This window comes from Kitasatospora sp. NPDC093558 (genome assembly GCF_040683475.1).
Taxonomy (GTDB): Bacteria; Actinomycetota; Actinomycetes; order Streptomycetales; family Streptomycetaceae; genus Kitasatospora.
On sequence record NZ_JBFBDY010000190.1, the window covers coordinates 1 to 11,717 of the forward strand.

General features: G+C 72.6%; 12 protein-coding genes. 4 read left to right on the forward strand and 8 right to left on the reverse strand.

What is annotated here, in order from left to right; translation table 11 throughout:
* Window positions 1-697 (forward strand): M20/M25/M40 family metallo-hydrolase (locus AB0O00_RS19200; protein ID WP_363653268.1); only part of this gene is annotated, 697 nt, incomplete at its 5' end.
* Between the two features lie 76 nt (window positions 698-773).
* Here AB0O00_RS19200 and AB0O00_RS19205 read toward each other — a convergent pair.
* The 4 genes from AB0O00_RS19205 to AB0O00_RS19220 all read right to left on the reverse strand — a co-directional run bounded on the left by AB0O00_RS19205 (window position 774) and on the right by AB0O00_RS19220 (window position 5,371).
* On the reverse strand, window positions 774-1,226 hold the full coding sequence (locus tag AB0O00_RS19205) for a DUF6299 family protein (protein ID WP_363653270.1): 453 nt from the start codon (window positions 1,224-1,226) through the stop codon (window positions 774-776).
* Window positions 1,227-1,413: 187 nt separating this feature from the next.
* Window positions 1,414-2,337 carry a glycoside hydrolase family 16 protein gene (locus AB0O00_RS19210; protein WP_363653272.1) on the reverse strand — a complete coding sequence of 308 codons (924 nt, stop codon included), beginning with the start codon at window positions 2,335-2,337 and terminating at the stop codon, window positions 1,414-1,416.
* A gap of 545 nt (window positions 2,338-2,882) precedes the next feature.
* Window positions 2,883-4,088 carry a hypothetical protein gene (locus tag AB0O00_RS19215; protein WP_363653274.1) on the reverse strand — a complete coding sequence of 402 codons (1,206 nt, stop codon included), beginning with the start codon at window positions 4,086-4,088 and terminating at the stop codon, window positions 2,883-2,885.
* Window positions 4,085-5,371 (reverse strand): hypothetical protein, encoded by a 1,287-nt coding sequence (locus AB0O00_RS19220; protein WP_363653275.1) that lies wholly within the window; start codon window positions 5,369-5,371, stop codon window positions 4,085-4,087. Before AB0O00_RS19220 ends, AB0O00_RS19215 begins: the two co-directional genes overlap by 4 nt.
* Window positions 5,372-5,449: 78 nt before the next feature.
* On the opposite strand from AB0O00_RS19220, the gene AB0O00_RS19225 reads away from it, so the two are divergent.
* Window positions 5,450-5,875, forward strand: coding sequence for a hypothetical protein (locus AB0O00_RS19225; protein WP_363653277.1), 426 nt, complete (start codon window positions 5,450-5,452; stop codon window positions 5,873-5,875).
* 149 nt (window positions 5,876-6,024) lie between these two features.
* Here AB0O00_RS19225 and AB0O00_RS19230 read toward each other — a convergent pair whose 3' ends face one another.
* The 4 genes from AB0O00_RS19230 to AB0O00_RS19245 all read right to left on the reverse strand — a co-directional run bounded on the left by AB0O00_RS19230 (window position 6,025) and on the right by AB0O00_RS19245 (window position 10,513).
* Window positions 6,025-6,840, reverse strand: coding sequence for a toll/interleukin-1 receptor domain-containing protein (locus AB0O00_RS19230; RefSeq protein ID WP_363653279.1), 816 nt, complete (start codon window positions 6,838-6,840; stop codon window positions 6,025-6,027).
* Window positions 6,841-6,906: 66 nt separating this feature from the next.
* The gene (locus tag AB0O00_RS19235) at window positions 6,907-8,334 is read right to left on the reverse strand and encodes a helix-turn-helix transcriptional regulator (RefSeq protein WP_363653281.1); all 1,428 of its coding nucleotides are present in this window, start codon (window positions 8,332-8,334) and stop codon (window positions 6,907-6,909) included.
* 279 nt (window positions 8,335-8,613) lie between these two features.
* A complete protein-coding gene (locus tag AB0O00_RS19240) occupies window positions 8,614-9,786 on the reverse strand; it encodes an alpha/beta fold hydrolase (protein ID WP_363653283.1) in 1,173 nt (390 codons plus the stop codon).
* 172 nt (window positions 9,787-9,958) lie between these two features.
* Window positions 9,959-10,513 (reverse strand): Lrp/AsnC family transcriptional regulator, encoded by a 555-nt coding sequence (locus AB0O00_RS19245; RefSeq protein WP_363653285.1) that lies wholly within the window; start codon window positions 10,511-10,513, stop codon window positions 9,959-9,961.
* Between the two features lie 45 nt (window positions 10,514-10,558).
* Between AB0O00_RS19245 and AB0O00_RS19250 the strand changes: the two genes are divergently transcribed.
* Entirely contained in the window at window positions 10,559-11,452 is an 894-nt protein-coding gene (locus tag AB0O00_RS19250) for an NAD-dependent epimerase/dehydratase family protein (protein WP_363653287.1), read from the forward strand.
* Between the two features lie 11 nt (window positions 11,453-11,463).
* Window positions 11,464-11,717 (forward strand): aldo/keto reductase (locus AB0O00_RS19255; RefSeq protein ID WP_363653289.1); only part of this gene is annotated, 254 nt, incomplete at its 3' end.

Consider the following 11,717-nt stretch of genomic DNA (forward strand, 5'->3'; position numbering starts at 1 on the left):
GCACGTGGTGGCGGCGATGCCGCACGGCGAGTTCACCGCCCGGCGCGGCCCGATGATGGCCGCCTCGGGCGCCCTGCACGTGACCGTCCACGGCGCGGGCGGCCACGGTTCGGCACCGCACCGGGCCAAGGACCCCGTCCCGGCGGCCTGCGAGATGGTCACCGCCCTCCAGGCGATGGTGACGCGCCGCTTCGACGTGTTCGACCCGGTGGTGGTCACCGTCGGGCTCTTCCAGGCCGGCACCCGGCGCAACGTGATCCCCGAGACCGCCCATTTCGAAGCGACCGTGCGGACGTTCTCCGCCGAGGCGCAGTCCCGGGTCGCGAAGGCGGCGGTCGAGCTGGTCAGGTCGGTCGCGGCGGCCCACGGGCTGCGGGCGGAGGCGGAGTTCCGCCCCGAGTACCCGCTGACCCGGACCGACGGCACCGAGACCGACTTCCTCGCCGACACCGTCCGGGAGGTGTTCGGCGAGGAGCGGTACCGGCCGATGGTGAACCCGCTGACCGCGTCCGAGGACTTCTCCCGGGTGCTCGACGCCGTCCCCGGCTCCTTCGTGATGCTCGGCGCCGCCCCGAAGGGGAGCGATCCGGAGGACCGCGCACCCAACCACTCCCCGTACGCGGAGTTCGACGACGCGGTGCTCGCCGACGGCGCCGCGCTCCTCGCCGAACTCGCCGTCCGCCGACTGGCGGCGTGAACCGGCCGGGGCCGGCGGCGTGAACCGGCCGGGGCCCGTCGCGCGGTGGACGGGCCCCGGCCTGCTCACGTCGGCGCTACCCGGCCGTCAGCTCGATCGGGCTCTCGGCGGTGGCGATGGTCTGGGGGAGCGGCATGCCGTTCGGGCCCATCGTGAGCATGGTGGCCTTCACGGTGGCCGGGCCGGTGCGCAGGAGCGGGCCGGAGCCGCGTCCTGCGGTCATCGGGCGGCCGGTGTTGGTCCACGTCCGCGCGGTGCCGTCGCACTGCGCCTTGAACCCGCCGATCGACTCCGGGTGGCCGTTCTGAATCACGTTGCTGCCGATCAGGACGACCTTGCCCGGGTGTTCGACGCAGCGGTAGGAGCCGGTCAGGGTGACGGTGCCGTCGTCGGCGAGGGTGCCGCCGGTGACGCTCACGGCGTCGGACGGGACGGCCGGTGTGGTGGCGGCGGTGGCCGCGGTGCCGGTGGCGGCCGCGAGGCCGATCACGGCGGTGACGACGGCGGCCAGCGTACGGAGCTCGCGCATGGTGTTGGGTCCTCCGAGGTGTCGTGCGAGTGCACCGACGTACCTACCGCGCGCCGGTGGCCCGCCGCACGCCGCCACCCGCCGGTGGACGCGTCTCCACCCGGATGGCTCTGTGCGGGTGGCGCTACGCGCCTCCCGGCCCCGCCCGCGTGTTCCCTGCGGAGGACCCGTCGGCCGAGCCGACCCGTCAGCGCCCGGGGAAGCCCTCCGGCCGCTGCCAGGACCTCACGTAGTCGACCAGCAGGTGCCCCTGGCTGCCGGCCGCCGGCGGGATCTTGGAGTAGACGAAGTTGTCGAGGAGGACGTTCACCGGGCCGTTCGACGTCCGGCTGCTGTGGAAGACCATCCGGCCGTCGATCCACCAGTCCGTTCCCCACGGCTCGATGTCGACGCCGTAGGTGTGGAAGTCCGCGGCCGGATCGAACGTGGGCCGGTGCACGGTGCCGGCGGGGTTCGGACCGGCGGGGTTCGGGCCGGGCAGGGTGATGCCGGGCCAGGTGAACCCGGGTGGCAGGTCCGGGCGGGTGCCGGCCGGGTTGTGCTGGGTGAGGTGGAGCCGGGAGTGGTCGTCCGAGTAGAACTCGAAGGCGTCGGTCTCGCCGTGGGCCGGGAGGTTGGCGCCGGGCGCCGACCACGTCCACAGCGCCGACCAGAAGCCCTTGGGCGCCGGGAGTTTGGCCCGGATCTCGGTGTAGCCGTGGCGGAAGGCGTAGGACGGCGAGGTGTTGATCATGCAGCTGGACCAGGCGTAGTGCTTCCCGCCGGAACTGGTGATGTCGTCCGGCTTGGCCGTGATGTCCAGCATGCCGCCGGAGACGGTGCAGTTCGCCGGCTGGTCGAATTCGAGCTGCTGGTTGTCCGGGTTCCCCGTCCCCAGGGGGGCGGTGGACCAGTCCGCCTCCGCCCCGGACTGGTACGACCACTTCGTCCGGTCCAGCGACGTGCCGTCGAACTCGTCCGCGAACTTGAGGTCCCACGGGCCCGCCGGCCCCGCCGGCGCGGGATGCGCCGAGCCAGGGCCCGTGGGATGCGTCGGGCTCGGCCCGGTGGGATGCGTCGGTAAGGGCCCGCCGGGCGTCGGCACCGACGGGAACGGGAACCAGCCGCCCAACGGGTTACCCGGGACCGACCACGACCCGCCCCCGGGCGACGGCCACGGCCAGGGCTGCGCCGCCAGGGCCGTCGGCGACACGAGCGCGCACACGGCCGCACCGGCCACGGCCGCGGCGCCGAACCTCAGACGACTCTTCCGCCGTCGCTCCTGCCGCCGTTTCTGGCTGCTCTTCAGCGCTCTCTTCAGGGGTTTCAACGATGGATCCGCCGTTCTGCGACAGGTCACGGCCGTGGACGGAGCCGCCCGAGGGTGACGGCCGGACGTGGGAAGAGGAGACCGGGGCGTCGGCCCGGCGGCCGGTCGAGGCGCAGGGGCCGCGCGTACCGGCGGGACGGACCCGCCGGAACGGACAAGCGTGTTATCGACGACTCTGACACCTGTCCCGACACCCCGCTCGTCGGAGGGGCCGCCTGGGTGACCCGCCGACAACATGGCGGCCCCGGAGGCCTGGTGATCGGCCATCCGGTCCGTACCCCTCCTCTCGGGCGCGTCCCTCCCGTGCCACCCGCACCCATAGCCGCCGCGGACCCGCCGCGGACCCGCTAGTCCTCCGGCCCGGGCCCCGAGGCGGGCGAACTCCCGTTCCACGAAGACTCGTTGACGGATCCGTTCACCAGCCCGTCGAGCTTCGTCCACCGCACCCCGGGCCCGTCGCCCGGGCCCTTGACGGTGTGCTGCTCGCCAGGCACGCCGGGGCCGTCCCCTCCGCCGTTCAGCAGGCTCTCCCGGATCAGCCGGGCGGCCTCGGGTCGGCCGACCGCATCGGTCGCCTCGGCCACGCGAAGGGCCCAGACATGACGCGCCGGGGAATCGTCCGCCAGGTCGACGCCCTCCAGCAGCTCGTGCAGAGGGCCGACCACACGCGGCCCCCTCGTCGGCCCGCCCGGCCCCGGCGGCCCGGGGTCGCCCGCCCCGGCGCCGCCCTCGCCGTCGTCATCCCAGTGGCGCGGCGCGGGGGACACGTCGTCCAGGAACGGGACCGCCTGTGGGACGAGGTGCTGGTAAAGCTCGTCCACGGCCTCGTCGTTGGCCGCGGCGGAGAGCCGGGCGAGCGGGCCGATCATGTCGACGGCCTCCCGCACCTCGTCGTCGTGGCGCGCCAGCCACCACACCACCGCGCTGCCGGGCGACTTGAGGACGTCATCGCCGAGGTACGCCCGCTTGCTCTGCTCGTACCGCCGCTCGTGCTCCCAGACCTCCTCGGTCTTCCGGACCTCGGACAGCTTCCCCAGCCGGGCCCGGTCGTCCGCGGAGAGCCCGAGTTCCACCCGCCCGCCCATGGCCTCCACCAGGCCCGACACGTCCGGGCTCTGCGTGCCGAGCACACCGTTCAGCCGGTGCAGCACGAGGTCCAGCCGTTCGGGCACCTCGCGTTCGGTCACCACCCGGGCGCGGGCCAGCACCGTCTCGACCGCCAGGCTCGCCGGGTCCGCGTGCACCAGCCCGGTGGTGTTCCGGATCGGGCGCCACCACACCGTCGCCGAGAAGTGGAAGTCGTAGTCCGGCACCCGGCTCGGCAACGCGACCCCGTCCACGCGGGTCTCCTCCCAAGGCAACTCGTCCGGGCCGGACTTCGGCCTCGGCGCCGGCGACTGGGCCAGCGCCAGCAGCACGGCCAGCACCACGGCCACGGCGGCCGGCGCCGCCCACAGCCAGACCGGCCACCCGGCCGAGACCCCGAGCGCCACGGTCACCAGCCCGGCCGCGAGGGCCAGCCCGACGAGGGGCGCCTTTCCCGTGCCGTTCAATTCCCTCTCCCTCCGCGGACTCCCGCCGCCGTCAGGTCCAGCGGTTCGACGCCCTGCGCGCGGTCGATGGCCCGCCGGAAGCGCGCCGCGATGTCTTCCCGGCCGTGCGGCAGCGAGGCGTCGTCCGGTTCCGCGGACCAGTCGTACGCCAGCAGGTAGAAGCGGCTGAGGACATCGACGTCGCGGTCGGCGGCGTCGATCAGGATTCGCATCAGCCGCGCACCACCGTCGGGCTCGCACCGGGCGGCGGAGAGCCACGCCCTGACTTTGGGGGACCAGACGGCCGGCGGCGCGAGATCGAGGACTCCGCGCCACCCGCGGACGGCCACGTCGTGCTGTACCCATCCGGGGAGAGGGTCCATCAGGACGAGGAAGATCCCGACGTCCGCGAACTCGTGCTTCTCCATGCCGCTGCACACCCGGTTGAGCAGTCTCACGCACAAGGCGTGGTTCTGCCGGACCAGTTCGAGGAGAGCCGTCTGGGCGGAATCCGGCCGACCGTGGTCACCCTCCCGGCGAGCGAGGTGATGCAAGCGCACGAGCGCCTGGTCCGGATAGAGAGGTGCCATCGCCTCGACGCACGTTCGCGTCAGCAGACGGGCCAGTTGGGAGGAGAGCCCCGGCTTGACGGCCCACTCGTAGATCTTCGCTCGGAAGGCCGATCCCCGGGCATCGCTCATGAGCCCGAGCGCCAGGACGAGTTCTGCTTCGGGCAGCAGCTTGCCGTCCGTCGCCCACGACTCCACGAGGTCGGTCAGCGTCCGGACGTCGTCGGCCTTCAGGGCGTGCTCGGTGTACCTCGCCACGAAGTGGTTCCGGTCGGCAGGGCCCAGCCACGCGAACTCCGTGACGGCGTCCGCGACCCAGTCCCCGAAGGCCGCCCGGAGGTCCGGGTAGTAGAGCCAGAAGTGGGTGCGGATGGCCGCCGCGTAGGCCAGACCCTCGAAGTGGATCCGCTCCCCCCGCACCTTCACCGGCAGTTCGTGGAGGCGTCTGGTCAGGTCGGTGCGGTCGAGGCGAGGACGCTCGTCCTCGGGGTGTCCGAGCCGGCTCAACAGGCGGTCGGCGAACCGGAACACGGTGGCCGCAGGTGCCTCGTCCAGCATCGCCGCCGTGAACAGCAGCGCACGCTGCCGCCCGTCGGTGAGGTCGGCGACTTGCTGGGCGACCTCGTGACTCCGGTCCTGGAGGGCCTCGTCCGCCCGTCCGGCCCACGCGTGGAAGTCACCACCGTCCGCGCGTGCCCGGACCACCAGCTCGGAGAGCCGTTGTAGCTCCTGCATCGAGGAACTTCCCAGCATCCGACCGAGACAGGACCCGCGCAGGTCCGTGCGCGTGAGCTCGATGCCCTCCGACCGCAGGTGTCGCGCGAGGACACCGGCACCGTCGGGACGTCCGATCTGCACCCGCAACTGAAGGAAGTCGGACCGGAGGAGGTGCTCGTGTGTATGGGGAAGAACCACGACCAAGCGGGCATGAAGTTGCCGGATCTTCTCCCAGTACACCGCCAACTGGCCCTGTGCGGTGATGAAGTCGTCGTCCGAGAGGCCCGAGAGGTCGAAAAGGATGCGCTCGCCGGTGGCGATCTCGTCCGGATCTTCCCGCTTGGGGTCCAGAGTGGCCTCGCGGAAGGGATCGTCGGTGTCGCCGGCGCAGTGCAGGAGGATGGTGGCGGCGGACCGCCGTCCGCTTCCGGGAGCACCGGAGAGCAGGACGACGGAGCCGGGCTCTTCCAGACGTTCGGCCGCGACACGGTATCCGGGTGGGCCGATGAATCGACGGCGTAGCCATTGGCGTCGTTCGAGTGCGACCTGCCAAGGGTCTCTTCTGGGGCGCGGCGGTTCCTGGAGGCCGAGGAAGATGATGTTCTGGGTGCCGCTGCCCGTGTGTGTCTGGCCCTGCGCGTTGCGGATCCGCGTCGTGTGGCCCTGGTCGGTCACCGGCGGCGGTCCTCGCGGTGGTCCTCGTGCCGGTCCTCGCGGCGGTCGGGGCGGTTGGTGAAGTCGTTGTTGACGGTGCCGCGTTCGACGTAGTTGCTGCCGTCGCCGTGGAACTCGACGCCGCCGTGGCGGATGGTGTTGTTCTGGGTGCCGCTGCCGGTGTGCACCTGCCCGCTGGCGTTGTTGATGAACGTGCCGACGCCGTTGCCCACGGCGCCGATGCCGCCGCTCTGCTCGTGCCGGTAGTCCCGGGCCTGCATGACGCTGCCGTCTACCCGGCCGGTCTCGTTGTGGGTCTCGACGGTGTGGCGGCCCTTGGCCGCGGTGATCCGCCGTTCGGCCTCGGCGAGCCGGGGGACGGCCTCGGCGAGGTCGTCGCCGAGGCGGCGCAGTCCGGAGTCGGCGTCGCGGTTGTCGAAGCGCCGGTACTGGCAGTCGGCGAGTTCGGCGATCTCGGGCGGGAGGGTGTGCCGGTCGAGGCGGGTCGTCCTTCCCACGAGGACCGGGACGACCAGGGCCCCGCTCTCGAAGGCCTCGGCGATCTCCTTGCGGGTCCAGTCCTCGGGGTCGTCGAGGGCGCGTGCGCCGTCCGCCGTGCGGGCGTCGGCCCAGCGCGGCCCGATGACGGCGATGAGCACGCTGCTGCGCCGCACGGCGGTCAGGAGCGCTTGGGGGAAGCGTCCGCCGATCCCGATGGACTTGCTGGCGCGGAAGACGCGCTCGTCGCCGAAGCGCCGCGAGAGCTCGCGCTCGATCAGGGTGGCGGTGGTGTCCTCGTCGCTGGTGCGGTAGTTGACGAAGATTTCGGGCATGGCTGATCGCCTCTCGTGAGGGTGGTGGACGGGCGGGGGCCGGGAGCCGGCCGGGCGGTGTGAGGTCTACGGGTGCAGGGCTCTGGCGAGCAGGGGCTCGATGTCCCGCACGGTCCGGTCGGCCCGGAACCGGTGCAGTTCGCGGGCGAGTCGCCGGACGTCGGCCCGGATGGTCGCCGAGTGCAGGCCGGGCACGAGCGGCAGGAGCTCAGCGGCGAGTGTGCCGGCGTGCTCCGGCTGGCCGTTCGCGGCGTGGGCGAGGGCGCGGCGGATGCCGTAGCGGGCGCGGCTGCGGATGGCGTGTGCAGGAATCCGCAGGTACTCGCGGTCGAGCACCTCGGCGGCCTGCGCCGGCCGGCCGAGGTCGTGCAGGCACCAGCCGGTGACCATGGCCGCCGGGTCGGCGAGGCTGGTGGTGCCGAGGACGGGTGCGCCGGCGCCGTCCCCGTGGCCGCTCCCGGTGCCGCTCTCGGCGTCGGCTGCGGCGAGGAGTTCGCGGGCGCGGTCGAGGCTGCGCAGGCAGGCGTCGCGGTCACCGGTGAGGGCGTGGCCCTGGGCTTCCCGCTGGGCGGCGAGTCCGCGGATCCTGGGCGGCAGGTGGCCGGCCTGGGCCGCTTCGACGAGCTGGACGGTCCGGGTCGCGTCCCCTGCGTAGAAGGTGACAAGGGCGCGCCGGACGAGGGCGTAGGAGGCGAGGTGGTGGTCGCCGCCGGCTTCGGCGAACTCGACGGCGCGGGCGGTCCACGAGAGCGCGGTGGCGTCGTCGCCGGCCTCCTGGGCCATCCAGCCCGCGTATTCCGCGAACCGGGCGGCGAGCGCGAGCAGCCGGCTCCGGTTCGCGGTGCCGGCCCGGGCGGCCAATTGGCCGAGGGTGTGGGTCTGGGCGGTGAGCTTGGGCAGCTGCGTGGAGGGGGCGGTGGTCTGGCCGAGCCGGCGCATCTGGTCGAACTGGGCCCGGAAGATCTCCACCGGCGCCGACTCCTCGATGAGCGACTCGGCGACGGGCGAGTCCGCGACGGGCGTCGCCGGGCTGGGCGTCGTCGGTACGGTCGCCGGAGGTATCGACGTCAGGGGGCCGGCGAGGCCTGCGCCGAGCAGGGACGTCGCTCCGGCGGCGAGGAGACGGCGCCTGCCCAGCCCTTCGGGCCGGCGGACGTCCTCGCGTTCACCCCGGAACGGCGGTGCTCCTGCGCCCTGTTCGCCGATGTCACGGCTGTCCCGGGCGGAGAGGCCGGACCGGCCGGACCGGGCCGACTGCGACGGACGCGGCTCGGCGGGCAGGAGCCGCTCCAGTGCGCCGGCGGCGTCGAGCTGGGCGTCGCAGCGGCGGGCGAACTCCGGCGGCGGGGCCTTGTGGCCTCGCTCGATCTTGCTGAGGTGGCCCTTGCTGTAGCTCAGCAGTTCGGCGAGCCGGGTCAGGGTCAGGCCTGCGGCGATCCGCCGTCTGCGGAGTTCCGGGCCGAACTCTTCGGACGACACTGCGGGCCTGCGCATGCCAACCCCCGTTCTGGTTCCGTTCGTTCGGGCGTGTGCCGAGTCGAGTGGGCTGGAAGCGGTCTCCCCTCGCTTCCGTCTGAATCCTGGCATGCGATCGGGCCGGTCAAACGGGTGTCGGTGGCGTTTCCTGTTTCCTCTTTCGGTGCGAATGACCTTAGGAACAAAACAAGTTGCCGACATCCCCATGGTGCAACGCCATGGTGCAACGCCGGCCGTGCGCCGGAGCACGCAGAGGCCCCCTGCCGGTGGTCGACAGGGGGTCGGTGGGTGCCGGGCTCAGACGACGGGTGTGAAGTTGCCGTTCGTGTCCAGGGCGTAGCTGCCGCTCTTGAGGCCGTCGACGGTCCTGTTCTTGAGCCATTCGCGGGACATGGTGTGGAGGTCCTTGGCGCGGGTCTCCCAGACCATCTGGTGGCCGGCGCAGGCCACCCTGATCATCAGCTTGTCGGTGCCGGGGATGGCGGCGTAGAGGTCGGGGACCCAGAAGTTGAACCGGACGTCGGACGACTTGTGCATGGCCTGCGTGTCGAACTCCCCGTAGACGATGAGCACGGGCACCGTCGTGCCGAGGGTGTTGTCGAGCGGCACGGTGGTGTCGTTCCAGCCCCACCAGAAGGAGTTGCGGAACCGGCCGATGCCGTCCGGCACGCCGGCGTGCACCGGACCCCAGGTCTTGCCGAGGGGGTCGTTGTCCAGGATGGCCGCCCACACCACGTCGACGATGCCGCTCTCACGCTGGTCGGGGCACTGCACCTCGGGGTCCCACACCTTCGACAGGCCGTCCTTCGCGAGGAGGTTCATCGGGAAGCCGAACTGGGCGGCCGGGGTGGTCAGGGGCAGCGCGTGGGGCGGGTCGAAGCGGGTGCCCGGCTTGCTGGCGTTGCCCTTGGCCGGGAAGATCGGCGCCAGGAGCAGCAGGCTGCTCACCTTGCCGGGGTGCTGGATGACGTACGGTCCCATCACGAAGGCGGCCGCGGACCAGCCGATGAACGCGACCTGCGGGACGTTGCGCGACGTCCGGATGAACTCGACGACCGTGTTCAGCTCGTCCCATTCGCTCTGCGAGTTGCCCAGCTGCTTCGGGTAGGCGGCCGGGCACGGGCCGGCCAGCGGGTTGGGGACGAGGTCGTCGAGCTGCTGGGCGGGGTTGGCGTTGCAGGGGTTGTCCATCTCCGGGCGCGGTGACAGGCCGGAGCCCTGGAGCTCCATGACGAACACGTCGTAGCCCGCCTCGGCCAGGTTCTGGGCCCAGCTGTACTTGCCGTGCTGGAGGTCGAACCCGGCGACGGCCGGGACGCTGCGGCCGTGCAGCATCAGGACGGCCTCGGGATCGTGGTGCGGCCTGGTCCCGTCGTACTCGCGGACGAAGAGGTCGACGTGCTCGTTGCGGTTCGCGGGGATGGTCGAGACGTGCGGGACGGCGTGGTCCTGGGGAGGGATGCTGGGCATCGTTCGCCCTCCGATCCGTCGACTCGGCCCCGGCGGGGTGGCCGGAGCCGTCTCATGCCAGGGTCCGCCGGGCGGACGGGGCGACGCTCATCGGGTTGGGCCGCTCGGAGTACGTCGCGGAGTACCTCTCGGAGCGCGTGAGGCGCCGGGCGGTGCTGCGCAGCGCCCGCGGTCAGCTGCCGGGCTGCCTGGTCGGCGGGAGGAGGACGCTCTGCGTGACGGGGGACGAGAGGATCACCGACGTCGTGGTGCGGCCGAGGGTCGACATGAGCTCGATCAGCTCCTCCAGGTGGGCCGTGTCGCGGGCGGCGATCTTGAAGATCCAGCAGTCCTCGCCGAGGACGTGGTGGACCTCCAGGACCTCGGGGCGGTGGAGGAGTTCCTGGCTGCGGAGGTACTTGACGGTCACGCGCGCGTGCGGGGAGACCCGGACGAAGGCCTGGATGCCGTAGCCGAGGCGGGCGGCGGAGACCTGCGCGGCGTAGCCGGTGACGGTGCCGTCGGCTTCGAGGCGGCGGACGCGCTCGCCGACGGCGGCGGGGCTGAGGCTGACGCGGCGGCCGAGTTCGCTCAGCGTGATGCGGCCCTCGGCCTGGAGGAGCTCCAGGAGGCGCAGGTCGACGGCGTCCAGGCCGCTCTCGGAGCGCGACGCCGGGCGTGCTGAGGAATCGTCGGCGGTGCCGCCGATCTGCCGTCGGTCTTTCGGTCGCGGCGCCTGAACTCCCATGATCTCCCCTTCATCGGATGACCCCGCACCGTAACACTTGTGGGTATGGAAAACGTGCTGGTCATCGGGGGAAACCGTTACTTCGGACGGCAGCTGGTCACCCGGCTGCGGGATTCCGGGGCGCGGGTGAGCGTGCTGAACCGCGGCTCGACGGCGCCGCCGCCCGGGGTGGAGCAGCTGGTCGCGGACCGGGAGGACGAGGCGGCGCTGGGCGCGGTGCTCGCGGGCCGGGACTTCGACGTCGTGGTCGACCAGGTCTGCTACACGCCGCTGCACGCCGAGGGCGCCGTGCGGGCGTTCGCGGGGCGGGCCGGGCGGTACGTCATGACGTCCACCATCGAGGTGTACGACACGGGGGAGCACCGGCCGGTCGGTGTGCCGCTGGGTGAGGACGTGATCGATCCGGCGCAGTGGCCGGTCAGGAGTGAACTGCCCTGGCGTGACAGGGGGTTCAGGGATGGCGCGTACGGCGAGGGCAAGCGGCAGGCGGAGGCGGTGCTGGCGCGCAGCGGCGCGTTCCCGTTCGCGGCCGTCCGGGCCGGGCACGTGCTGGGCGCCGACGACTTCACCGGGCGCCTCGCGCACTACCGCGAACGGATCGCGGCCGGGCTCCCGGTGGCCGTCCACCCGGCCGACCTGCCGTCCTCGTACACGCACGAGGGCGAGATGGCCGACGTCCTGCACTGGGCGGCCGGGGCGCGGTTCACCGGGGCCGTCAACGCCTGCTCGCACGGTGAGTTGACGGCGACGGACCTCTGCGACCTGCTCGCGCAGGGGAGTTCGTACCGGACGGCCGCACCCGCATCCGGGGAGGAGGCCTCGCCGTTCTCCTTCGAGCGCTACTACGGCATGGACAACTCCCGTGCCGAGCAGCTCGGTTACAGCTTCTCCCACACCCGCGACTGGCTGCCCGGGCTCGTCGCCGCCACGTCCCGCTGAGGAATCGAACGATGACCACGACCAGCACCACGACCACCACCACCCGGCGCCTCGGCACCCTGGACGTCAGCGCCATCGGCCTCGGCGCCATGCCGCTCTCCGTCGAGGGCCGCCCCGACGAGGAGCGCGCGGTCGCCACCGTCCACGCCGCGCTCGACGCCGGCATCACGCTGATCGACACCGCCGACTCCTACCACTGGCACGCCGACGAGTACGGCCACAACGAGCGCCTGATCGCCCGCGCCCTCGCCGCCCGCGGCTCCGG